The sequence below is a fragment of the Bradyrhizobium erythrophlei genome (genome assembly GCF_900129425.1).
Lineage (GTDB): Bacteria > Pseudomonadota > Alphaproteobacteria > Rhizobiales > Xanthobacteraceae > Bradyrhizobium > Bradyrhizobium erythrophlei_C.
The window spans coordinates 1,963,472-1,987,739 of record NZ_LT670817.1; the positions used below are offsets into that span (position 1 = coordinate 1,963,472).

Annotated in this window: 19 protein-coding genes, 1 tRNA gene and 1 pseudogene; 5 read left to right on the forward strand and 16 right to left on the reverse strand. The window is 60.5% G+C overall.

What is annotated here, in order from left to right; translation table 11 throughout:
* Positions 1-93: 93 nt before the first annotated feature.
* The 5 genes from B5527_RS09330 to B5527_RS09350 form a co-directional block, all read right to left on the reverse strand.
* Positions 94-1,392 carry an alpha/beta fold hydrolase gene (locus B5527_RS09330; protein ID WP_079601028.1) on the reverse strand — a complete coding sequence of 433 codons (1,299 nt, stop codon included), beginning with the start codon at positions 1,390-1,392 and terminating at the stop codon, positions 94-96.
* 158 nt (positions 1,393-1,550) lie between these two features.
* Positions 1,551-1,802, reverse strand: a complete 252-nt coding sequence (locus B5527_RS09335) for an exodeoxyribonuclease VII small subunit (RefSeq protein WP_079601029.1) — start codon at positions 1,800-1,802, stop codon at positions 1,551-1,553.
* Between the two features lie 70 nt (positions 1,803-1,872).
* A complete protein-coding gene (locus B5527_RS09340) occupies positions 1,873-2,802 on the reverse strand; it encodes a histone deacetylase family protein (protein WP_079601030.1) in 930 nt (309 codons plus the stop codon).
* Between the two features lie 99 nt (positions 2,803-2,901).
* Positions 2,902-4,572: a bifunctional metallophosphatase/5'-nucleotidase gene (locus B5527_RS09345; RefSeq protein ID WP_079601031.1), complete on the reverse strand. Its 1,671-nt coding sequence runs from the start codon at positions 4,570-4,572 to the stop codon at positions 2,902-2,904.
* A 147-nt stretch (positions 4,573-4,719) separates the two neighbouring features.
* On the reverse strand, positions 4,720-5,481 hold the full coding sequence (locus B5527_RS09350) for a crotonase/enoyl-CoA hydratase family protein (protein WP_079601032.1): 762 nt from the start codon (positions 5,479-5,481) through the stop codon (positions 4,720-4,722).
* Between the two features lie 132 nt (positions 5,482-5,613).
* Here B5527_RS09350 and B5527_RS09355 point away from each other — a divergent pair, with 132 nt between their 5' ends.
* Both B5527_RS09355 and B5527_RS09360 read left to right on the forward strand, forming a co-directional pair.
* Positions 5,614-6,561, forward strand: a complete 948-nt coding sequence (locus tag B5527_RS09355; RefSeq protein WP_079601033.1) for a ring-cleaving dioxygenase — start codon at positions 5,614-5,616, stop codon at positions 6,559-6,561.
* 556 nt (positions 6,562-7,117) lie between these two features.
* The gene (locus B5527_RS09360) at positions 7,118-8,131 is read left to right on the forward strand and encodes a hypothetical protein (protein ID WP_079601034.1); all 1,014 of its coding nucleotides are present in this window, start codon (positions 7,118-7,120) and stop codon (positions 8,129-8,131) included.
* A gap of 120 nt (positions 8,132-8,251) precedes the next feature.
* On the opposite strand, the gene B5527_RS09365 is transcribed toward B5527_RS09360, so the two are convergent.
* Both B5527_RS09365 and B5527_RS09375 read right to left on the reverse strand, forming a co-directional pair.
* Positions 8,252-9,148 carry an N-acyl homoserine lactonase family protein gene (locus B5527_RS09365; RefSeq protein WP_079601035.1) on the reverse strand — a complete coding sequence of 299 codons (897 nt, stop codon included), beginning with the start codon at positions 9,146-9,148 and terminating at the stop codon, positions 8,252-8,254.
* 1,131 nt (positions 9,149-10,279) lie between these two features.
* On the reverse strand, positions 10,280-12,058 hold the full coding sequence (locus B5527_RS09375; protein WP_079601037.1) for an acyl-CoA dehydrogenase: 1,779 nt from the start codon (positions 12,056-12,058) through the stop codon (positions 10,280-10,282).
* Between the two features lie 299 nt (positions 12,059-12,357).
* On the opposite strand from B5527_RS09375, the gene B5527_RS09380 reads away from it, so the two are divergent.
* Positions 12,358-12,432 (forward strand) — tRNA-Gln (locus B5527_RS09380).
* Between the two features lie 343 nt (positions 12,433-12,775).
* Here B5527_RS09380 and B5527_RS09385 read toward each other — a convergent pair.
* From B5527_RS09385 to B5527_RS09410, 6 genes are all read right to left on the reverse strand, one after another.
* On the reverse strand, positions 12,776-14,404 hold the full coding sequence (locus B5527_RS09385; RefSeq protein ID WP_079601038.1) for a recombinase family protein: 1,629 nt from the start codon (positions 14,402-14,404) through the stop codon (positions 12,776-12,778).
* A complete protein-coding gene (locus B5527_RS09390; protein ID WP_079601039.1) occupies positions 14,401-14,892 on the reverse strand; it encodes a DUF2924 domain-containing protein in 492 nt (163 codons plus the stop codon). Before B5527_RS09390 ends, B5527_RS09385 begins: the two co-directional genes overlap by 4 nt.
* Before the next feature lie 7 nt (positions 14,893-14,899).
* Complete coding sequence (locus B5527_RS09395) at positions 14,900-15,292, reverse strand: DUF3489 domain-containing protein (RefSeq protein ID WP_079601040.1); 393 nt, start codon at positions 15,290-15,292, stop codon at positions 14,900-14,902.
* A 503-nt stretch (positions 15,293-15,795) separates the two neighbouring features.
* The gene (terL, locus tag B5527_RS09400; RefSeq protein ID WP_079601041.1) at positions 15,796-17,235 is read right to left on the reverse strand and encodes a phage terminase large subunit; all 1,440 of its coding nucleotides are present in this window, start codon (positions 17,233-17,235) and stop codon (positions 15,796-15,798) included.
* A gap of 2 nt (positions 17,236-17,237) precedes the next feature.
* On the reverse strand, positions 17,238-17,726 hold the full coding sequence (locus B5527_RS09405) for a DUF5681 domain-containing protein (protein ID WP_154072121.1): 489 nt from the start codon (positions 17,724-17,726) through the stop codon (positions 17,238-17,240).
* Entirely contained in the window at positions 17,671-18,912 is a 1,242-nt protein-coding gene (locus B5527_RS09410) for a DNA modification methylase (protein ID WP_172842522.1), read from the reverse strand. Before B5527_RS09410 ends, B5527_RS09405 begins: the two co-directional genes overlap by 56 nt.
* Positions 18,913-19,481: 569 nt before the next feature.
* Here B5527_RS09410 and B5527_RS09415 point away from each other — a divergent pair.
* Positions 19,482-20,570 (forward strand): annotated as a pseudogene (locus B5527_RS09415) (IS3 family transposase); the annotation flags it as partial.
* Positions 20,571-20,614: 44 nt separating this feature from the next.
* Positions 20,615-21,211 (forward strand): hypothetical protein, encoded by a 597-nt coding sequence (locus B5527_RS09420; RefSeq protein ID WP_154072122.1) that lies wholly within the window; start codon positions 20,615-20,617, stop codon positions 21,209-21,211.
* Between the two features lie 486 nt (positions 21,212-21,697).
* Here B5527_RS09420 and B5527_RS09430 read toward each other — a convergent pair whose 3' ends face one another.
* The 3 genes from B5527_RS09430 to B5527_RS09440 are packed head-to-tail and all read right to left on the reverse strand — an operon-like array spanning position 21,698 to position 24,175.
* Entirely contained in the window at positions 21,698-23,317 is a 1,620-nt protein-coding gene (locus tag B5527_RS09430; protein WP_079601045.1) for a recombinase family protein, read from the reverse strand.
* On the reverse strand, positions 23,314-23,820 hold the full coding sequence (locus B5527_RS09435) for a DUF2924 domain-containing protein (RefSeq protein ID WP_079601046.1): 507 nt from the start codon (positions 23,818-23,820) through the stop codon (positions 23,314-23,316). Before B5527_RS09435 ends, B5527_RS09430 begins: the two co-directional genes overlap by 4 nt.
* Before the next feature lie 4 nt (positions 23,821-23,824).
* Positions 23,825-24,175 carry a DUF3489 domain-containing protein gene (locus tag B5527_RS09440; protein ID WP_079601047.1) on the reverse strand — a complete coding sequence of 117 codons (351 nt, stop codon included), beginning with the start codon at positions 24,173-24,175 and terminating at the stop codon, positions 23,825-23,827.
* Positions 24,176-24,268 lie beyond the last annotated feature (93 nt).

Sequence of the window (24,268 nt, forward strand, 5' to 3'; positions counted from 1 at the left end):
CATAGCCCTCTAAGCATTACACCAAAGCCGCAGCCAAAGCCAACCCGCAGGAATGGCCGCCCGCCACCGACGATGGCGGATTGAAGGCCGGTCTTAACCGCTGAGGCGGGCCGATGGTTCCATTTCGCCTAATTCGGCGGCATCCGGACGGGGGGCACTGGCTGTTTCGAGCCTTTTCCAGGCCCATTCGCGGGCTGCGTCGTCACCGGTCGCGATCACCAGCGCCGCCTCGGGACGAGCCATGCGTTCCCTCAACGGGATTGGCCCGCAGACGATCATGAAAAAATCGTAGGCGTGCGGCCGCTCGTTGGCCATCACGAACTGGAAATGGACCCGAAAGAACTTCCAGCGGAACAGGTTGTAGTGCTCGGGCTTGATGATTTCGCGGAACCGGACCGGCACGATGGTGGGATTGCGCCTGATGGCGCCGACGTCAATGCCGTGGCCGGTCACCGGGTCGAATGGAAAGAAGTTCATTACATCCTTGCGCGACTGGCAGTCGATCCAGTCGATCGAAGGCTCGATCGCCAGCAGGCGAAGGTGATCGCGGAAATCCTGCGACACCGCATGAAATCCGACGATCGGGAAATTGCCGCCGATCGTGAGCAGGACGATACGCGGGCCGTGGCGCCCGAGCGCCGGATCGAGCTGGAGCGCGCGGGCCAGGATCTCGGCCCCCAAAAACGATCCCGAACTGTGACCGACGACGACAATCTCTTCGGCCTCGCTCTCGCGCGCGACATTCGCGAGGTATTGGGCAAAGCGGTCGATGCGCTCGTCCCATTCCGGCCGCTGGCGGTGCGAGAATTCCCAGGTCCAGATCGTGTCTGACAGCAGATACAGCAGATAGGTCAGGTTTTCCGTGTATTTCAGCGCGGTGCCTAACCCGGCGACGAAGAGCGCCGCCGCGATGGCAACGCTGAACAGGTAGGGAATGCCGAGCGCTTCCAGGCCTTTTTCGAACGCGAACGCAATGCCCAGGGCGCACAGGGCTTCGATCATCAGCAGGAAATGCGGGTAGGTGATGAAGGTCGCGAACCGCCAATGCGCCTTCCAGAACCGCGCGATCGTGCCGCTGAAGACCAGACGCCAGTAGATCCACATGGCGTGGAAAACCGTCCCCCAGATCGGCGCGGCAAGGTCGCGCTGGATCAGGTCTTCCCATCGCAGGAAATCGTAGCTGGTGCGGGTCTGCCAGTCGCCCGCCTTGGTCTCGATGGTCCAGGAGGCGGTCTCGCCGTCGGGTGCCACCTGCGGCCGGGTGATGCTGGCGGTGAGCTGGTACAGCCGGCCGAACTTCCGCAATTCGGTCCTGAACATGCGGTAATACTGCGCAAGGCCGCGCGGATCGTACCCCTGTACATAGATGATATGGCGGTGCTGAACGCGCACGTAGTGCTGATCCCCAGGCTGACCCGCGGGACTATATCAGCCCGTGTAACGCGCCAAGAGCTATTTCAGCCTTCGTCGGGGTCGCCCGACGCCGGATTCGCCTAATATTCTCACCTGTTGCCCGGGAGCGACGTGCCGCAGCGTCCGGTTGGCCGTTATTATTGAACGTCCAGTGGCTCGGTACCGGTGACCTGGCCGTTGGCGTCGGTGGTGATCTTGTCGACCCGCGCTTCCGCCTGCCGCAGCAGTTCCTCGCAGCGCCGTTTCAGGGACTCGCCGCGCTCATAAATGGCGACGGATTCCTCCAGCGGCACCTTGCCGTCCTCAAGCCGCTTGACGATCGATTCGAGTTCCTCGATCGCCCGCTCGAAGCTCAGCTTCTTGACGTCCGTTTGGGTATTTTCAGCCATATTGCTTTCCAGATGCGCTGTTCGCGGACACCAGACTCAAGGAATGATGCGGGCGGATTGTGGCGGCAGGTCACGCGCCCATCAACGCGGTGACATGGGCTGCGACCGACTCTTTCAAGCCTTGCAGATCATAGCCGCCCTCGAGCACCGAGACAATTCGCCCCTCCGCGCTGGTATCGGCGACATCCATCAGTTTGCGCGTCACCCAGCCGAAGTCTTCCGATTTGAGATTGAGCGAGGCCAGCGGATCCCGATAATGCGCGTCGAAGCCGGCCGACACGATGATCAGTTCGGGACTGAATTTCCGCAGCTGCGGCAGGATCACGTTTTCAAACGCGGCGCGGAACTTGGCGCCGCCGTCCTCCGAGGCCAGCGGCGCGTTGACGATGTTGTCGTGCTCGCCGCGCTCGCCGCTGGCACCGGTGCCGGGAAACAGCGGCATCTGGTGCGTCGAGCAATACATCACGGTCGGGTCGGCCCAGAAAATATCCTGGGTGCCGTTGCCGTGATGGACGTCGAAATCGACCACCGCGGCGCGGGCGATACCGTATTTGCGCTGGGCATGACGCGCGGCGATCGCGGCATTGTCGAAAAAGCAGAAGCCCATCGGCTTGCTGATTTCGGCGTGATGGCCTGGAGGCCGCACCGCGACGAACGCATTGTTGTGGGCGCCCGACATGACCGCATCGGTGGCGGCAACCGCGCCGCCGACGCCGCGCATCACCGCCTCCCAAGTGCCCGGTGACATCGAGGTGTCGCCGTCGAGATAGATCAGGCCGCTGGATGGCGCGATATGCCGGAGTTCCCCGACATAATGCTCGTTGTGACAGAGCGTGACCGAATCCAGGCTGCCTTCCGGCGCTTCGCCGCGCACCAGTGTCCCGAAGCGATCTTCCGCGAGCACCTGGTTGACCGCGCGCATCCGGTCGGGACGTTCCGGATGTCCCGGAGGCGTTTCGTGGTCGAGAGAGGCCGGATGGCTAAGAAGAAGTGTCGTCATGCAATTCCCTGGCGCGCCGGGCGCGCTTTTCGAGAAGCGGCTAACTTAAGGGGTCGCCGGCCGCTCGGAAAGAGCCGGGCCGCGCATATGACCTTGCATTTAGTTGATCCGCGCAATGCGGCGGTCGGTCACGGGTGCGATCGGGCTGTTGGCCCGGAAATAGCCATACAAGGCATCGACGTCATAGACGCCTACTCGCTGGGCAGTCCCTTGCTTCAGGACGGTGAAGCCGTCGCCCCCGACCGCGAGATAATCGTTCACCGTCACGCGATAACTGGTCGTGGCATCGATCGGTTGTCCATTCAGCGACATGCGATCGGCCACCACGCGGTCGCCATACGGCTTGGCGCCGTCCCAAGCGTAGTTGAAGCCCTTCGAAACCTGCAGAATCCGCGGCCGCTTCGGATCGAGCCATTGCTGCTCCAGCATATCCTTGATCTGCATTCCCGTCAGCGTGAGCGTGACCAGTTGATTGCGGAACGGCTGGCTGGCGAAGACGTCGGCATAGCTCACCGTCCCGTCCTGCTTCTTCGCAATGTCGGTGCGGATCCCGCCCGGATTGCTGAATGCGATCACCGCGCCGCCATTGGCGCCCGCGCGGGTCGCGGCCAGCTGGGCGTCGGCAATGATGTCTCCGAGTGCGCTCTCGCCGGCTTCGTCGGGCACGCGCGACAGGCTTTCCGTGATCGACCCCGCCGGGCGGTTGGCGATCGGTGCGGCAAATTTGTCGTAGGATTGAAGCAGCGCGGTTTGTTCGGGATCGCTGGCATAGGCCGCAGTGCGGACGATGACGTTGTCGGCCCTGGCGCTGATGACGTCGCGGGTTGCGGGATCGAGCTTCAGATCGATCGCGGTGACGATCGTGCCGTATTTGTCGCCCGAGGTGACCAGCCGTCCGTCGATCTGGCAGACATAGGCCTGGTGGGTGTGGCCGCTGATCACGACGTCGACCGCGCGATCGAGTTTCTTGACGATATCGACGATCGGACCGGATATGCCAGGGCATTCATTATAATCGCCGGTCGGAAAGCCGCCTTCATGGATCAGCACAACGATGGCCTCGACGCCGCGCGCCTTCAGCTCCGGCACCAGCGCATTCACGGTATCGGCCTCGTCCTTGAATTCGAGACCCGCTACCCCCACAGGCGAGACGATGCCGGGCGTGCCCTTCAGGGTCAGGCCGATGAAGGCGACAGGAATGTCCTGAAATTCCCTGATCTCGTAGGGCGGAAAGATGGTCTTGCCGGTGCTCTTGTCGACGGTGCTGGCGGCAAGGTAATGGAATTTCGCGCCGAGGAACGGGTGCGGCCCCTGACATTTGTCGACCGGATGACAGCCGCCGTTCTGCATCCGCAGCAGTTCGTCCTTGCCCTCGTCGAATTCATGGTTGCCGACCGAGGCAATCTCGAGCCCCATCATCGACAGCGATTCGATGGTAGGCTCGTCGTGAAACATCGCCGAGAGAAACGGGCTGGCGCCGATCAAATCCCCGGCGGCGACGAAGATGCTGTTCCTGGCACCCTGGCGCAATTGATTGACCAGCGTCGCCATGTGCTCGGCGCCGCCGGCCGCGACCCTGATCTTTTTGCTTCTGTCGGCGGGATCGTCGATCCTGATGCCGCCCGCCGGCGGCCGCAGGTTGCCGTGGAAATCGTTGATCGCCAGAATCCTCAACTCGACCGGCGCGGTTTGGGCAAGGGCGCGCGGGGTCGGGTTGAGCCCCGTCGCCAGCACCGCGGCCACGAGTATCTGACAAAGCGAATGTCTCATGATGCGGCACTATCCGTCATGGCCGGGCTTCGTCCCGGCCATCCACGTTCTTCCTGCGCAACTGCTACAAGAATGTGAATGCCCGGCACAAGGCCGGGCATGACGGGTTTTGTCATAAAGCGGCATTAGCCTGGCGACGTCCGGACTTCACGCCTTCTTGCGTGAAAAGAACGCCTTGAACGCGGCCACCGCTTCCTTGGAGCGCATGCGTTCCCCGAACAAATGGCTCTCCTGATCGATCCTGCGGGTCAGGTCTTCGGGCGGCAGCTTCAGAAGCTTGCGCGAGATCGCGACCGCCTCCGCCGGCAACGCGCAAATCTCGCGCGCCACCTTGCGGGCCTCGGCTTCGGTGTGACCGGGTGCCACCACCGCATTGACGAAGCCGGCGACCTGCGCTTCATCGGCACTGACCGTACGCCCCATCACCAGCATCGCGAACGCACGCTGATGTCCCATGGTGCGCGGCATCAGCAGGCTGGAGGCGCCTTCCGGCACCAGGCCAAGATGGATGAACGGGGTCGAGAACGTCGCCGTGTTGCTGGCGAGAACATAGTCGCAATGGAACAGCATGGTGGTGCCGATACCGATCGCGATCCCATCGACCGCCGCGATGATCGGCTTGACGTTGTGGGCCAGCGAATAGAGGAACTTGATGGCGTTGGATGCGCGCGGCGTATCGGTGTTCGAGGTGCCGTCCTTCAGAAAGTCCTCGAGATCGTTACCGGCGGTGAACACGCCCGAGCCGCCTGTGATGATGATGCAGCGGACATCCGGGTTGTTCTGCGCGGTATCGATCGCCTCGCTCATGCCGCGATACATCTCCTGGGTGATCGCATTCTTCTTTTCGGGCCGTCGCAGCTTGATCATGCGCGCCGCGCCTTCGTCGGTGACTATCAGATGCCCGGTCATGGTGCAGTCCTTCGAGCGGCCAAGGTGCCGCTGGCGAGTCGTGATATCCTATCCTACATGATGTGCCCGGCGCCCTAAACCGGCGACACCGGTTTTCAACGGTGACTCAATGACGCGCGCGAGGATTATGCGATGCAGCTGACGGGGATACATCACCTGACGGCGATTTCCGCGAAACCGCGCGAGAATCTGGCGTTTTATACCGGCCTGCTCGGCATGCGGCTGGTCAAGAAGACCGTCAACCAGGACGACGTCAGCGCCTATCATCTGTTTTACGCCGACGGAAAGGCCAATCCCGGCTCCGACCTGACCTTCTTCGATTTTCCGGCAGCCCCCGAGCGGCGTGGAGCCAACAGCATTTCCCGCACCGGATTGCGCGTCGCCGGCGAGAAAAGCCTCGGTTATTGGCGCGACCGCCTCAAGCAGGCGGGCGGCCATACCGGCGACGTCACCGAAGTCGACGGCCGGCTGACGCTGCCGTTCGAGGACGGCGAGGGCCAGCGGCTGGTGCTGGTCGATGACGGCGGCGCTGGTTCGGCCTCGCCGTGGGAGAGAAGCGCGGTGCCGGCCGAGCACCAGATTCGCGGCCTCGGTCCGATCGTTTTGAACGTGCACGATCTGGCGCGCACCGAGCGGGTGCTGACGGACGTCATGAATATGCGCCGGGAGCGCGATTACGCCGCCCCGAACGCGCCGGGACGGATTCACGTGTTTGCGATGGGCGAGGGCGGCCCGGCCGCCGAGTTGCATGTGATCGAGCAGAAAGATTTGCACGAGGCGCGACAGGGCGCGGGCGGCGTGCACCACGTTGCGTTTCGCACCCCGGACGAAACGCAATATCATCAATGGACGGAGCGGCTGAACCAGCTCGGCATCCGCAACTCCGGCGAGATCGACCGGTTCTATTTTCGCAGCCTGTATTTCCGCGAGCCCAACGGCATCCTGTTCGAGATCGCCACCGACGGCCCCGGCTTTGCCACCGACGAGCCGATGGCCACGCTCGGCGAAAAGCTGGCGCTGCCGCCGTTCCTGGAGCCGCGGCGCGCGCAGATCGAGGCGGGACTGAAGCCGCTCGGGTAAATCACATTCTCAATCGTCATCGCCCGCAAAGGAGGCGTGAATAATCTCCGGCCTCATCCCCGCGTAACGGCTTCGCCGTTATCGCTGGAGGAGCGCGCTCTTGCGCGCGTCTCGAAGGGAGGCCGCGAGTCCCTTGGTTGCATCCATCCTTCGAAATGCTTGCTTCGCAAGCTCCTCAGGATGAGGGTTTGGCGTGCCCCGGACGCTGCGTAGCGCGAAGCGGTGCGCTGCTGATCCGGGGTCCATGATGGACCCGTACCCGTGGGTCCCGGCTCTGCGGCGCAGCGTGAAGAACGCTGCACCGCGTCCGGGACACGAGACACTTTGCTTCACGCCCTCTCAGGATGAGGCCTTGACAGGCTCGCAGTCGCCCCTCTTTCGATGTCTGGCGTTCCGTGAACAACGAGTTCCCGAAAGCTCCCGCCACCAACTGCCCCATACTCTCCATCGAACCGCCATGCTTCCGTCAAACCGCGATGAAGTGTGGGGCAGGATGTCGTCGACTTGGGGTAATTCCGCCGGTCGCCCTATGGGTGACATTGGATATGGAGCGTCCATGGATTCCATGCTGAAGTCGAAACAAACCGATGATCCGCACGATGTCCTTGTGGTCAGCTCGGATGTCGTTCCGGTCGCGCCCGCCAATGAGCAGCTATCCAGTGTGCTGCAGGATGCCGCGCGCCTTCTTGCGGATGCGCAGAAGCCCAAAGAAAAAGAATCCGGCACGGGATCCGACGTCCCTGCTAGCCCACCGGTCCCTGCTGACCCACCGGTTCCACCGGTCCCGCCGGTCGATATAACGTTTCGCCCGGCTGCCGTCGACGATATCCTGGGCCGGCGCTCGCTCGGCCAGCGGGTGATAAGGGCCTTCACGGCGTTGCTGTTGGCGGCCTGCATCGGGGTTGCCGCGCTCGCCTGGCAGTTTGGCGGCGGCCTGACCAAGAAGGTGATTGGGAAGTGGGTGCCGCAGCTGGTCCTGACTTCATCGGCGCTGCAGGAGAAGCTGGGACTCTCCGCGCCACCGGCACCGCCTGCCGATGCGCCGGCCGCGGTGGAGGCGGCGAATCCGCAAGCCGCGACTCCGGAAGCCGTAGCTGCGCAAACCGCAGATACGCAAGCCGCGGCCCCCGCACCGGAAAGCGCCGCGTCGGCCACCGCCGCGCCCCCTCCCGAAACCACGCCGTCGCCGCAGTCGATGGCGCGCGATCTTGCAAGCCTGGGGCAGGAGGTCGAGCAGCTCAAGGCCAGCATCGACCAGCTCAAGGCCGGCCAGCAACAGATGTCCCTCGATATTGCCAAGGCTTCCGGCAAGGCTTCCGAACAGAACCCGCGGCCGCGGATATCGCCGCCTGTGCGGCGACCGGCCGTCGCGCAAGCCCGCAAGCCGGTGCCGCCATATCCGCTGCCGCAAACCGCGGCGGCCCACGCGTTGCCGCAAGCCGCAGCATCTTATCCAGCCGCTGCACCTTATTACGCGCCGCGGCAACCTGAACCGCTACCGGCCACGACTCAACCGCAGCCCGACCCGGAATTGTCATCGGTGCCGCGTCCGCCGATGCCGGTGCAGTAGCAGCGGTTTCCGGTTCGGCCGCCTCATCCTGCGAGACGCGGCCGCGCCGCTCCTGGCGGCGGTTGGCGTGTTCGAGGGTTGCGCGACGATCAGGAAAGAGCTTGCCGGTGGGCCGCCCTTTCAGTCGTAGAACGCCGGGATCAGCTTCAGCCGGTCCGCCTGCGCCTTGTCATGATTTATGAAGAGCTTCGCGTTGTAGCTCTGCATGATATCGCGAACCCTCTGCATCGAGGCCAGCGACTGTGCCTTGTCCACGTTCAGTGCCGGAACGATGTTCTTCTCGAAGTTTTCCTGCAGGTGAACGACATCGCCCGACAGCACGATGTAGCCGCTGTTGGCAAGGTGTACCATGAGCGATTGGCTACCCGGCGTATGTCCGGGGGTTGAAATCAGAATGACGCTGCCGTCGCCTAAAACGTCGAGGTCGCCATCGATCAGCTTGAGATTTTTTGGCTGCCCCATCAGTTGGCGAGCCAGGATAACCAGCTGGTTCAGATTTGGATCGGTCAGAGGGCCGGAGTTGATCCAGTCATATTCGGCTCGCTGCAGCAGGACGGTCGCATCCGGAAAGAGTTTTACATTCCCGATGTGATCACCATGCGTATGAGAGATCGCAACGTAGTCGATGTCGCTTGTCTTCAGACCAATCTCCGCGAGTTGCGAAGTTATCGTCCTGTCGAGGTGATAGACGATTAACTTTGGCAGGGTCGACCATCCCTTTGGATCGCCCATGGTTGCTTCCGGCACCCCGGTATCCCACATCAGCGAACTGCCGCCGTGTCGAATGAGATAACAGGTCGACGAGAACTCGATGCTTTTCCCGATGTTTTCTCCGGGCGTCCAGACAGATTCATCATTTGCCAGGGAATGTCCGCAGTCGATGCGGTAGAGCCTGTCAGCAACGCCGGACTTTTCGGTAAGCGTCGCCGTGGCTGCGCCAGAGAGGGGCAGGCCGGCAAGCAGCACGCCAAGCGCCATTCCCAGTGCTGCTTTCGACAATGTTGATGGTCGCTTCATGAATGCCTCTCCGTGGCCAGAGTTTGCCCGACGAGTGCAGCGAAGTGGTTGGAGCCGCGAAATGCATCGCACTACTGCGGCTTTCATTTCGAAACGAGCGCCGCGAGCGGAATGATATCACGGGTTGGTGCAGTCGGTTCGGGGCTGCTGCTCACAATATTGAAACTGCGCCTGCGAGATGTTTGGAACGTCGGCTTCAAGCGTGAGGAGCGAATGATTGATCGCGGGGTACCCGGCCACCGGAGGGATCACGCTTGCGGGGCTGACGTGCTGCGCGCTCCTGATTTGTGGAACAGGATCAAAGTGATTTGCCCGACGGGCGTGCTTTCCGATTTCGTGTCCAGCCCCTTTTGAAAAATATTTCTGATTTTCAGAAGACCCAAATCAGTTGTATGTCTGTTGCCGTCCCGTCCCACTCAGAGGGGCGGCTCGCGACGTCACGGACGCGGGGCGGGATGCGGTGGACGCGGCGGCGCGCTTGACGGGCGTTGCTTGCAGCGGACGGCGAAGACGTGTGGTCCTGACACCCCGACGCTGGTGTCAAGTTGGCGGATTAATCCGCGTAACGACGGTGGCAAGAAAGCCGATCACCGGGGAGAGCACGGTATAAGCCGTAAACCATTGCGTGCGGGAATGTCGGGTGATTTCCGATGGCTCGCTGTGAATACTCGTGTGCATACTTACTACCAATAGCGCACACGAGGCTGCGGGTGCATCGGGCGCCCGGCATTCCCCACGCCCTCTGTTTTCAGGGCGGAACGTTCTGGCAAAACTCGCGCGAAACGCGCGGCGAGATCGCGAAGGTGTGTCTGAATCGGCATTACCAGTGGGGGAGTATGACGGCTCGCGCGGGAAGGGGCGACGAAGGAATCCAGCACTGTCATTCCGGGGCGATGCGAAGCATCGAACCCGGAATCTCGAGATTCCCCGATGTGCAATGGCACATCTGAGGTCTGGTGCTGGCGCACCATCCCGGAATGACGGTTGGGGACTATGGATTGCTTCGCGGAGCCTGTCATCGGGTTGCGCATTCACGCGACCCGTTGGCCCAATGACGGTCGGCGCGCGTGAAAACTCCATCGTCGTCCCGGCCTTCGCTCTCGCGGAGACGACGACAGAGAGTCGACAATGCTACGCCAGCAACACCGCGTCGGCGCCGTTTACGGCTTCCGCGCTGTCCATCACCGTCCGCTCGAGCGCGCCCGCCTGCACCGTAACATTCTCGGCAAAAAATCGCGCCAGCGTGACGTAGCGCTGCGGTTCGCCTTCGCCGGCATCGCGCGCGGCGAGCGCCTCGCCGGCCAGCATGCAGCCGCCGAGTGTCGATCCGAACAGCCGCAGATAAGGCGTCGCGGCGGCCAGCGCGTCGTTCGGCGCCGAGGTGACGCGCTCCAGCAGCCACCGGCTGGCGCGCTCGAGCGAGCCGAGCGCGTCGCGCAGTTTCGGGCCGGTGGTGCCGAACGCCGGATCGTTCAAGCCCTCGACCTGGCTGACGATCGCCTTGAGTTCGTCGAGCAAGGCCCACACCGAGGCACCGCCATTGACCGCGAGCTTGCGCGTGACGAGGTCGATCGACTGGATGCCGTTGGTGCCCTCGTAGATCGCGGTGATGCGGGCATCGCGGTAGTGCTGCGCGGCGCCGGTCTCCTCGATAAATCCCATGCCGCCGTGGACCTGCACGCCGAGAGAAGTAACTTCGTTGCCGATGTCGGTGGAGAAGGCTTTCGCGATCGGCGTCAGCAACGCGCCGCGGGCCGCGGCATCGCTGCGGGCCCTGGCATCGGTGGCCCGCACGGACACGTCGAGCGCGACCGCGGTGGCGTAGCAGATCGTGCGGGCCGCCGCCGTCAGCGCGCGCATCTGCATCAGCATCCGCTTGACGTCGGGGTGCACGATGATGGGATCCGATGCGTCGCCCTGCTTGCCGATGGCGCGGCCCTGGCGCCGCTCCTGCGCGAACGCCAGCGCCTGCTGGTAGGCGCGGTCGGCGATGCCCACGCCTTCGAGTCCGACGCCGATCCGGGCCTGGTTCATCATCGTGAACATGCAGAGCATGCCGCGGTTTTCCTCGCCGATCAGGTAGCCGATCGCGCCGCCCTTGTCGCCCATCGTCATGGTACAGGTCGGCGAAGCATGCATGCCAAGCTTGTGCTCGACGCCGCTTGGGTAAATGTCGTTGCGTGCGCCGAGCGAGCCGTCGGCGTTGACCAGGAATTTCGGGATCAGAAACAGCGAAATGCCCTTGGTGCCCGCGGGCGCATCGGGCAATCGCGCCAGCACGAAATGCACGATGTTGTCGGTCATGTCGTGATCGCCATAGGTGATGAAGATTTTCGTTCCCTTGATGCGATAGGTGCCATCGCCCGCCGGCTCAGCCTTGGTGCGCAGAGCGCCGACGTCAGATCCGGCCTGCGGCTCGGTGAGCTGCATGGTGCCGGTCCACTCGCCGGACACCAGCTTTTCGAGATAGATTTTCTTGAGCTCATCGCTGCCATGCGCGTCGAGCGCCTCGATCGCACTCAGCGTCAACAGCGGGCAGAGGCCGAACGCGATGTTCGACGCGCTCCAGATCTCGGTGCAGGCGGCATTGATCGCGAGCGGAAGGCCCTGGCCGCCAAACCCTTCCGGACCCGACACCGCGTTCCACCCGGCCGCCGTCCAGCGCTTGTAGGCATCGGGCCAGCCCGGGGCGGTGGTCACCTTGTCAGCCTCGAGCTTGATGCCGTTTTCGTCGCCGACGCGATTGAGCGGCGCCAGCACGTCGGAGGCAAAGCGTCCGGCTTCCTCCAGCACGGCCGCGGTGATGTCGGCGTCGAAATCGCCGTAATGGCCGGCCTTCACGGCAGCCCGCAGGCCGGCGCCATGGTTGAGGGCGAGCAGCATGTCGTTGATCGGCGCGCGATAGGTCATGGCGGTACCTCGCTCGGGGATTGGCGCTTAAGGCTGCCGTCTTCCCACGAAACCACGGTTCTCTCAACTCTCAGATGGCTGAATCGGGCCGAACGGGAAGGGGGAGACAGCGCATTTTCAGGCGCAGGAGGGACCGGATGGCGTGGAGAAGTGCCTCATTTCGAAGCGATAAAACCCCGGCTTCGATTCGGAGCGAATTCCGCTTCCGGCCTGTTGAAATGGCTCAACTCCCTCTATAGACCGGCGTTGCCAGAGGGAATTCGCGGGCAGGCTGGTCCGCCGCTTTCCGGACAGGTTATTGGGGCGTCGCCAAGTGGTAAGGCAGTGGATTTTGATTCCACCATACGGAGGTTCGAATCCTCCCGCCCCAGCCAGGCAGTCTAGTCTCTGTCGTGAAAGTGATTAGCGTTTAAGAACGTGTGACTTTTCCGCAGGTTAGTGCGCCCAAGCGCAGTCTCTGCGGCTGATTTCAGCGCTTCCCGGGGGTAGGCTCGGCATTTTGTCCCGTGAATCTCAGCTGGCCGATTTTCAATATCCGAATTTTGACCCGTTCAATTGTCGAGACCGGTTTGCATTGCGCAGAGACCGGTTTCGAAGTGCAGATTACAGGCAGTTGACGGGTTATCGAGTTGGAACGCGGCGCTTCAAGTTGCGAGAGAATGGCTGACCTTGCCGTTTGCGCGCAAGCGATTGCGCAAAACCATTGGCCGATGCCGGTTAGCGCTTCCGACTTACCTTGAGCAGGTGTTGTTGTCGGCACCAGGAGTGCACGGACGATTTCGCAAGTTCGGTAACTGTGAGGTTGGCAGGTGCGGTTGCTTCGATGATGGACTGGACAATAGATGGTGCGACGAAGGCGAGAGGTGCAAGCAGGCGAATATGACGTTCGACTTTTCTCTCTTTCTTGGCGATATCGTCGAATGATTTCAACTTCCCCGAGGTGATGTCGTCGATCCAGCGCCTCGCCCTAGCAATTGCGCCCAGGAGCAAATCGCGCGCGTCCGGGGTCAATGTGGCGCTGTTAGTTGAAGGCGCGTGAACGATGCCTTTAACCGCGACGAACGCGGGGGCAGTCCAAGGTATCGTAATCGTGTTTGAGTTTGCTGATGGAGCTTCCTTACTCTTCTGCTTTTCGGAGCTTGTATTCGTTAACGTGGTTTCAGTCTCGAGGAGCTCAATCTCGACGGCCTCTGGCTTCACAATGATTTGGTGGATCCGCGCAACAACAGCACTCTGATCCGAGGGGATGTTTTCCGGACTGCGGCTCGCCAAACTCTGCCGAACTACTCCCAAAACGATATCTTCGATCTCGGCTGCGGGAACACGCCTGACCGTGCCGGCCTGACGCCTGCGTCCCTGGATCACGGCATGCGAGACGTAATAGCGGTATCGTATGCCGCGTTTGTTGGAGTGGCTCGGCGTCATCCGATTGCCCACGTCATCAAAAATCCGTCCCATCAGCAGCGCCGGCGAACCCTTCAGACGCATTGCACGATCGACCGCGTTCTTCTTCAGTTTGGCTTGGACCCTATCGAAGAGCGGCCGGTCCAGGATAGCCTCGTGCTCCCCGGCATGGATCTCGCCACGATAATCGATCTGGCCAATGTAAAACCGGTTACGGAGCAGGTGTGCGAGGGCACCGACCCCGAACGAAATCCCGCCCTTGCTTTCTCCATTAGATAGTGGCCTGACTTTCGTCCGAATTCCCTTGCGCTCCAGAATTTCAGCAAGGGCCGCGACAGAATCGACCTCAAGGTAGAGGGCAAAAATCGTACGGACGATTTTAGCCTCAACAGGGGCTACAACCAGCTTCTTGCCCTCGGTGGCATAGCCGAGCGGAACAGGCCCTCCGACCCACAGGCCCTTCCGCTTGGACGCCGCAATCTTGTCTCGAACCCGTTCGCCAATTACCTCTCGCTCGAATTGGGCAAATGACAGCAGCACATTGAGGGTCAGGCGGCCCATGCTGCTTGTAGTATTAAACGACTGGGTGATCGAGACAAAGGAGACACCGTGCTGATCGAATAGCTCGACCAGCTTGGCGAAGTCGGCAAGCGAGCGGGTCAATCGATCGACCTTATAGACCAGGATGATATCGATCTTGCCGTCGCTGACTTCGTTGAGTAACCGCTGCAGCGATGGACGGTTCAGGGATGCGCCGGAGAGCCCGCCATCGTCAAAATGGTCAGGGATGAGTCTCCAGCCTTCATGGGCCTGGCTCTTTATATAGGCCTCACAGGCTTCCCGCTGCGCATCCAGCGAGTTGAACTCGAGGTCAAGGTTATGTTCGGTTGATTTCCGGGTGTAGATCGCGCAGCGCTGCCGTTTCGGTGATTGGGGTGTCATTGCGTGCGCACTTTGCTGCGCCGAGAGGGGCTGTGCACAGCTGCCCCCGGCTTGTCCGCTTTGCCGCCATTCAGCCGCATGCCAAAGAATTTTGGGCCATTCCAATTGGTGCCGGTTATCAGGCGTGCGACGACCGACAGGCTGGCATATGTCTCCTCCCGCCAGACGAATCCGTCCGATGCCACAACAACCGAATGTCGCTCGCCCTGATATTCTCGAACCAGAACCGTGCCCGGCTTTAAACGTCGATGGGCTGTTTCGATCGCGGGTTTGCCCCGTTCGAAGTCGTCTAAAAGTCGCAGCGACGCCCGGCTGAGCCCGCCGAGCGCCTTCTCCTGAATGTGGTAGGCAATCATGCGTCCCAACATGTCCTTCCCGAGTGCGACGGGCGGTTGCGATTTGAATGTTTGCCGCCAAAGCGCCCTGACCTCATCGATCGGCAGAGATCGGATCTGTTCGATCTCTGCCTCAAGCTCCTCCCGGGACATGTGCCGGTCATCCCTTCCGCGATGGCCTGCTGCCGGTGAGACGGTAGGTTCGTTCACCGCCCGATTTATCCGACACGAGATTCAAACCCAGCTTCTTACGCACGGTGCTAGCAAAGAAACCGCGTACCGAGTGTTGCTGCCAGCCAGTAAACTTCATGATTGTGTGAATTGTCGCACCACCGGGCTTGCGCAGCATCTCCAGCACAGCGGACTGCTTGGATGATCCGGCTTCAATCGCCTTCGACGGCGTCGGGCTGAAGGAGCCGGATTTTGGCTTCAGTGCCGGAGATAACCTCGACTTGACCTTCGACGATGCCCGGTCCGTGGTCGGGCGCTTTGCTGGATGCCCTAGTCTGCGTGGTGTCTTTGCGAAACTGGACTTATGTTTACTGGCGGCCATCTGGCCCTCCCTTGCTTGAGTAGCAGCACCACGTGCTGCCACTGGCACAGCCCCGCAGTAGGTTGGCGGGGCTTGGGAGAGGCGCGCTTTTCAAACCTGAGGTTTAATTGAAAGGTGGCATCATACGGACAGCGGTTCGCAGCATTTCAGATAAAAACGTTCGTTATTGATCGTACTTATCACCGATGTGCAGGCCTCCACGGCCTGCTGCGATTCTTATGGCTTCGCTGCGGCGCTAGGACCCCCCCCCCCCGAGAGCACTCGATGCTTTTCCCTGTTGCAGTGCGGTCCATGACTGTTTTCCCTTTGTTGGGCACAGTGACGCTCCGCGTGGGCGAGAAGTCGAGCAGTTACGCAGTAATCTTATGGCTCTTATCGGACCAATTGGATCACGAAGTTCTCGGATGGGGGAATCTGGACAGGTATTGCCGCTTCCGACTAATACACTATGGGGCGCAGAGCTGCCGTCGCGCGCTGATGCACGCCACCGTGTGGTGTCGAATTTAACGTCGGCGCCACCGGACTGTAGATGCATTGACGCGGGCGATAAGCGGCTCGCGCTTTCGCGGCGGCGGGATGACCGGGTCGGATTCCATGAAATCGAGATATTGAGTCAATGCGTCGACCTGGTCATCGAACTCGCCGGGGAAGCCAACAAGTTCCTCGATGAATCCCTCGCGCCAGATCGCGAACTCGGGCAGGTGAATATGCTTGTTCCGAATCTTTGGGAGGTGATCATTGAAACGGACAGCTTTGGAATCGCGGCGCGGGGTGATGAGCCGGATCTCGAAATTCGCCTTTCGCCGAACCATAGAATAAAGAGCCGGTCCGTTGGCCGTGTTTTCGATGAGCGCAACACTCGGGTTGTATTTCCGAACAAACCACCAAAAGGCCCTGCGAAGGTCTTCAGCGTCGCATTGCTCGCAGAATTGATCGATGAGATAATGTTGTTTGCCCTGGCGTTTCCAGGCCTGGATCACGCTGCGACTGGCGTTGGGCCCTCCGCCATGTCCGGGATCGACGCTGAGAACGACGGGACCGATCGGCAGTTGATGCGGCGCAAAATTCTGGAAATGCTCAGGCCGCGCTCTCAGCGCGGCCTGTGAGCCGAGGCCCTGCTGGTAAAACAGCTCAAAGGGTGGGGCAACTTGAGTGCGCCGAAGCCGCTCGATTTCGGCAGGAGGATAGGCCTCGGGCCGCAAGACGTCTCCTTTCTTACGGGTCCATTCCTCGTGACCAAGTTCGTAAGTTCGCGTCTTGACTGCGATGAAAGGCAGGCGGAGATACTTCCAGCCTTTTTCCTGAAGCAAATAGGAAGACAAATCCTTGTCGCTCACGCGATGCGCTACCACAAGAATGCGACCATTGACCCTGTCGTTCAAACGCGAGATCACAGTATTGAAGTTGGCCCAAACGAGGTCGAGCTTCCGCTCGTTGTTCCAGTCACCGATCTCGTGCGGATCGTCGTACAGAATGAAATCGGCCGGCCGACCGGTGATCGCGCCGGTCGCGGAGACGGCAAAAATGCCCCCGCCGTCTCGTGTCTCAAAGTCGTTTGCGCGAGAATGCCCGTCCTTGATTCGCGTCGTGAATGCCTGCTGATACCAAGGCGACTGCATCATATTGCGAATTTTGCCGCATAGGGCTTCCGCGAACGTGTCATTATAGGCAGTGAGGATGATTCTCAACCGCGGATTCTTGCCAAGGAGAAATGCGGCCAGGCATATCGTCCCCACGAAGCTTTTGAGGTGCTGGGGCGGCAAATTAATCAGGAGCCGATTGATTTCGCCGTCAATCAGTCGAGAGATCACGTAACACAAATGGTCGACGTAGGGTTGGTCTCCTAGTCTCTCCCCATGAACCATCCTGAAGGCATGGCGCACAAATGCCCCGAAGTCAGAGCGAATGAGATTGGCCTCAACAGACCGGGGCGCGGTTGCCATCGCTACTTCCTTTTCCCTGATGGGCGGGGCTTCTCAGACTTGCTCCCCGCAGCATCAGAATTCGAGCGATTCTCCTTTTTCCGCTGCTGGACGAGATAGTTCTCGAGAAGGTCGAGGTCTTCCACGTCAACGCTTTCCGCTGCCTGCTCTTCGACTCCCACGCCAAAGGAGCGCATGCAGGCCAAGAGTGCGTTGACCGCCCTGATGTCCTTCTTGATCGCGGCCGCGGTCAGCGTTTTGATGAATGCCCTCTGCTTGGTGATTTTGCGCTCCTTGCCGTTCTCGGTGAGCGCGAGTTTCTCTTGCAATTCGGCTGCGAGATCGGCCTTGAAGCTGCTCACGCCCTTTGGCCGGCCTTGCGGATTGCCACTACGGCCTTTTTTGAACTGACCGTGCTTAGGAGGGCGGCCATAGCCGCCCTCATCGTGCTCGGAATCACGAGCCATCGTTCGCCTCCGACGGCGCGGCCAACAGCCGTTGAGCAACGTCATTGAAGCGTTCACCAGTCTCGGCCATGACGGCGTCGCGACCGGTCGCGTTCTGCCAGCGGTGGATCGTGACATCGACGTACAACGGGTCCAACTCGACGCCGCAGCAGACACGGCCCGTTTCCTGCGCCGCCATCAGGGTCGACCCGGAACCCAAAAAAGTGTCGAGAACGACATCGCCGCGCTTGGTGACGTCGCGCAAGACATCGGAAATCATGGTGACCGGCTTGACGGTGGGATGGGAGCCCAAAAGTTTGTCGCGTTCCTTTCCGAAGGACGACATCCCGGGGTAGGACCAGACGTTCGTCCGATTCCGTCCGTGTCGGCCAAGCTCGACATTGTCTAAAGGATGTTCGGCGCCCGCCCTGAATACGCATACGAGCTCATGAGCATTGCGGTAAATTCCGCCCATCCCGCCGTTGGTCTTGGTCCAGACGCAGATAGTATAAAGCGGCATGTCGCAGGCACGGCCAGCGACCGTCATTTCCATGACGTGGCGCCAGTCGATACAGGAATATATCAACGCCGCCGGGGTGCAGTTTCGCTTCAGAACGAGCAACGAGTCTCGCAGCAGGGCAAAATATTCGTCGGTCGATAATTCGCCGGCGCCCTGGATGAACTCACGGTGCCGGTGGCGGCCCTTGCCGGTAATGAATCCGTCGACCTTGATATTGTATGGTGCATCCACAAAGCAGACGTTCGCGGCGCGGCCGTTGAGCACGCGGCTGACGAAGGCGAGATCGGTGGCGTTGCCGCAGCCGACGCGATGATCTCCAAGGCTCCAAATTATGCCGGGTGTCGAAACTGCGCTGACGCCAACAGGCGGAATGTCTGAGCCGTTTTCTTCAACGTTAGCTTGGGGCGCGTCAAGGTTGAGATAGTGATCGATTTCCGGTGCGTCAAAACCGGTCAATTCCAAGTCAAAATCTACATCAACTAATTGCTCAAGGACGCCGCGCAAATTCTGCTCGTCCCACCGTGCGTCGAGCGCGGTCCGATTCAGTGTAAGCCGCAGTGCCTTCAATTCGGCTGGAGATTTGTCCGCGACCACTATGACATCAACGTGGGTGGCGCCGTCGGCTTTAAGCGCGAGCCAGACAAGTTCGTTGTCTATGATTTCGCCGCCGGGTGCTACCAGCAACGGCCTCACCTGACCGAAGGCTCCGAGCGACTTTCTCACCTTTTTCATTTGCGAGTTCGGATGAAGCCGCACCGGCTGCATCGCTGACCTCAAGGTGTCGATAGCAACACGTTGAACCGGCATTGAATTGCTCAACAACAGTATGTCCTCCATCCCGACCGGGCGAGTCCGACGGGAACTAAAACCTGAGCCAAAGATAGTATGAAAAAGAGAATACTTACAGGTTGACAGGGAAATTTAGGCCCCTATGATATAGCAGTGGTTAATGAAACGCGAGGGCTTTTAGTTCCCGAAAGGTAGGGGTTTTCGCATGCGTACGACAGAACGGTCATCCGATCACCCAGAAGCTCAAAGAATAGAATCGCTTCGCAAGGCGGCGCTCGGTCTAATTCGCGCAGGAGGGACTCTAGTTCGGACTGGAAAAATGGCTGGGCGTTATCAGGTTGAACATCGCGGGTTCACCATCTGTCACTATACGCCCTTCAACCGCCCCGTAGCTCCACGACTGCGAACCGAACGGCAACGGGCGTTGGCTGAAATTTGGCCAAAACCTCGATTTCGATACGGTCTAAAGATTTTACAAGACGCCGGCGAGTGCCTTAGTGTTGCTTGGGACAATGAAGACCAACTTTTCGTTCTTTGGTTCAGGCAGGATTGTCAGAAACCGTGGGACGTCCGTTTTCTCCGGTATGCAGACGAGTACCTTTGTTAGATGTGATAGCTATTTGCGAGAGTACGATGTTTTGCGGGAGTGGTTGAAGGCGTTTGCGGCGGATCCGCAGCAAGCGTTCCCCGGCCACGGTCAGCTGAGGCCGGAGCAGCACAAGATCGCGCAGCTCAAGCGCGAGCTCGCCAGGCTGAAGGCCGAGCGGGATATCCTAAAAAAAGCCGCGGTCTACTTTGCAAAGGAATCGACATGAAGGGTTTCATTGCGAAGCACCCGGGGATCTGGCCGACGCAATGGTTGTGCGAGACGCTCGGTGTCTCGCAAGGGGGACTTTACGCGTGGCTGAAGCGGCCACGCAGTTTGCGCACCCGCAGCGATGAGGAGCTGGGAGCAAAGGTTCATGCCAGCTTCCTGGCGAGCGACCGGACTTACGGCGCCAAGCGCGTGTGGCACGACCTGCTTGCGGAAGGGGCGTCATGCGGGCTGCAGGCTCTCAGAGCGCGTCCGCGACGGCGGCGCCTGCCGCCCGATCTGGGTGAGCGGCAGGCCGACCGCCGTCGCTGCCAATGTGCTCGTCCGCTCCTTCGAAGCAGCCGCTACCAACCGCAAATGGATTGCCGACTTCACCTACGTCTGGACCGCCGAGGGCTAGCTCTTTGTGGCGGCTGTCGTCGATCAGTTCTCGCGGCGCGTGGTCGGCTGGTCGATGAGTACAACGATGACGGCGCAGCTCGTCACCGACGCCCTGGTGATGGCGATCTGGCGACGGGGCAAACCCGAGGCGCTACTGCATCATTCCGATCGCGGCAGCCAATACACCAGCGAACAGTTCCAGCGGCTGATGGCAGATCACAGCGTCGTCTGCTCGATGAGCCGGTCCGGCAACGTCTGGGACAATGCGGCGATGGAAAGCTTTTTCTCGTCGCTGAAGACGGAGCGGACAGCGCGCAAAGTGTACCGAACTCGAGAACAAGCCAAGGTCAACATGTTCGACAACATCGAGCGCTTTTACAATCCGAAACGCAGGCACTCGAAAATTTTACCCCGACTACACCTTAACGGCCGATTCTCTGGAAGGCGCCCATGGCTCGTCCGAAAAAATCACTATTGCGGCAGCTCGGTCGCGAAGCGCTCGAAGAACAGGGCTACGAAACCGCAGTGAAAAGAGGCCAAGGGTTACTCCCTGGCGCTCGCCTGATTGCCAGAAAGGATGGAGAGGATTTCGTCGTAGCAGTTCGAACGTCTCACGAGCGAGTCTTGAGCTTCACCATGCAGACCAACTCTCAATGGAGAACGTTGGAGAATGTGGATCTGGTGCTGGCAGTGGTCCCAGCCGCGAAAAATTCGGAAATCGTTGAAGTCTTGGCCTTTGACTCCACAGCGTTGAAGGCCCGCTTCGATATCGCCTCGAAGGGTCTCGAACGAGTTGACCGCTCGTCAAGCTTTGAAATGCCAATTTTCATTCCCATTGACAAAGAGTCGCGCAAAAACGTCGGCCACAGCGTCTCGAATCTCAAGGAGATAGCGTTGTGGTCGGTTAATGTTAGTGCAGCCGCGATGAAAGTTAAAGCATCAGACGATAGGGCAGGGACATTCATCGATCGCGTGAAGCGAGAATTTGCGGAACGAAACGAAGTTGACGTGAGCAAAGTCGTCGTCGAGTTCCGAATCTTAACGTGAGCGAGGAATTGTTGCGTGTGACATATGAGTCACGCCATGAAATATTTTCAAAGATTCGATTTGAAAATCTGCCGGGCTAGGTTGACCGCGGCTTGCGCCGGTTGAAGGAAGGCCGCACGGACGGTTGAGACTGCCCGCGGACCTTCTACGAGTTTCCACAAGCCGGTGGAGGTCACAATAGATGACTCTTAATCATCGGGTCCCAGGTTCGAGCCCTGGTGCGCCCACCATCCAGTCTCCGCAAACCGCACGATTCCGATACGACGCTAAATGGGGCGTTTCTGCGGGGATTTCCGGCCACTCAATTCCCGGATCTTGGTCTCTGTGGGCGTTCGCGCATTTTAGTGGCGGTTTTTGGCGCCCTGTCTCCGCATCCAAAAATTCCGTTCCCGGCGGCCGGGGTTGAGCGCGAAGTTCGACCGCGCTTGCGTCCTTAACCCCGACTTTTGGGCCACCGTCATTCGGGATCTTGGGCCGGCGCTGCAGCTATTCTGGATTGAGTCCGAGCGCCTCAAACTGCCGGCTCCATTCGGTCGGCGGATCTCGGAGCCGCTCGATGCCGATGCCGCGGGGCAGGCGACCTTCTACGGCTGCTTTGACAAGATTGGGGGCGAGGAAGGCGAGCGAGATGGTCATATTGACCTGCCGAACGCTGCACTTCTCTCGGGCACAAAGCTGTGCGACCGAGGTTACTCGACCCGAGACCACATCATCGAGCCACCGACGACCTTGGGCAATGGCGCTAACCAGGTGGGCGCGGCGCTCGAACTGTTCCGGTCGGACGTCGCTTCGAGATGCATTGTGCGGAAGCAGGATCTGGCGGGATCTTTTGGAGGGTGGCTTCTGCCAGGGGATCGTGAGCGACTGATCATCTGGGCGATCGGATGCTTCGTCTGCGTTGTCTGATTTGAGTCGAACGATCAGCCTGTCCTTGTGCACAACAATCCCGGCGACCAGCTGTGCGAGGTCGCCGCGGTCCCCTAAGGGCATAACGCTGGTCGTCGCCCCTTCTTGTTCGGCGGCGAGATGCTCCTTCAGGAATTTGACGACGATGTCTTCAATGTCAGGGGCAGGAACGCGCGAGATCGATCCGGCTGACGCGGTCTTCGCTTCACCATGCAAGACAGGCGTCGACACGTAGTAGCGATAGCGGATGCCGGCCTTGGTGGCGTGGGTTGGAATCATGCGATGGCCGGCATCGTCAAACAGCAATCCTGTCAGCAAGTGGTCGGACTTGTTGCGCACAATGGTGCGGTGGGACCACTGGGCGAGGGATTTCTGCCGGACCGCCTCAAACAGCGCGCGATCCATGATTGGAGGCTGCTCACCCGGCAGGATCTCATTCTTGTATTTGACCTCGCCGATATAGAAGTGATTGCTCAGCACGTAGTAAAGCGCGCCGCGCCCGAACGGGATCCCGCCGCGCGTCGTACCCGTGGAGAGCAGCCTGGTTTTGGTCCGGATGTTGCGCTCTTTGAGGTCCCGTAACAGTTCGTTGACGCTGCCAAGTTCGAGGTATCGCCGGAAGATCGATCTGACCAGTTCAGCCTCTTCTTCGACGATGGCGATCTTGCCGTCCTTCATCTCATAGCCTAAGGGCAGAGTGCCTCCGACCCAGATGCCCTTGCGCTTGGAGGCTGCAATCTTGTCGCGGATCCGCTCCGAGGTGACCTCGCGCTCGAACTGGGCAAAGGACAGGAGCACGTTCAGGGTCAGCCGGCCCATCGAGGTCGTGGTGTTGAACTGCTGGGTCACCGAAACGAATGAGACGCCATGGGCATCGAACAGCTCAACCAGCTTGGCGAAGTCCGCCAGCGACCTCGTCAGGCGGTCGACTTTATAAACGACGATGACGTCAATCCTGCGGGCGCGAATGTCCTCCAGCAATCGCTGGAGGTCGGGGCGGTCGGTGGACCCGCCGGAGTATCCCCCATCGTCATAGCGGGACCGGATCAGGGTCCAGCCGGCATGGGCTTGGCTCTTGATATAGGCGGAGGCGGCATCATATTGCGCGTCCAGCGAGTTGAATTCCTGGTCGAGCCCGTGATCGGTAGAGACCCTCGTATAGATCGCGCAGCGGACCGGCTTGACGGAGGGAGCCTTCATGGCCGGACCTCCATGGCCGACCGATCCTCTTTATCTCTCAGTCCAAAGAAGCGCGGACCATTCCACCTGGTGCCGGTGATGGCGAAGGCGACCTTGGAGAGGCTGTCATAGGTCTGGCCGTTCCAGGCAAAGCCGTCGGCCATCACCATCACCCGCTGCGACCGTCTATCCCATTCCCGGACCAGAACCGTGCCGGGGGTAAGCTCAGTCCGCTTCTGGTCGAAGCTGGCCAGTCGGGCGGACATGGCTGGTCCTGCTTCCTTCGCAACGGTTCGATCCAGCACCTGCTTGGTCTCGTGATCGAGGTCGCCAAAACGATCGGCCTGGAGCCGATAGGCGATGACCGCAAACAACAGATGCCGGGTCAGATGAGCAGGGGCCGGTCTCTGGAAGACACTCTGCCAGCGTGCGCGTAATCCCCTGAGATCAAGACCGCGCAAATGCGCGATCTCGTCCCCAACAGACGTTTTGGTCGTGCGACCATTGCGACGTTTCTGCTGCATCGTATCAGGCCGCCTGCTTAGCCCGGTTCATGGCTGCAGGCGAAGCTTTGCCATCCCTGATGCGGTACACCCGACCCTTATCGGTCTGCTCTGAAACAAGGTTGAGCCCGAGCTTCTTGCGGATGACACCGGCAAGAAAGCCGCGCACTGAATGCTGCTGCCATTCGGTTGCGGCCATCATCGCAGCGATTGTTGCGCCTGCCGGGGCACGCAGCATGGCAACGATATGGGCGTGCTTGGTGCCGGGCCGCGTTGCCGACTTGGGTGATGCGGGCGGCTTGCGCGACGTGGGCTTGGCGGGCTTTCGGGCGGTTGGGCGGGTCGCAGCCTTCGGCTTGGATTTGGGCTTGGTCATGGGATCCTCTGAAGTTGATGCGACGCAATCCGCCGCACCTCCTCAGCCCCGCCCGGGTAAAACACCCGGCAGGGCCAGACCCCGAAGCCGGCC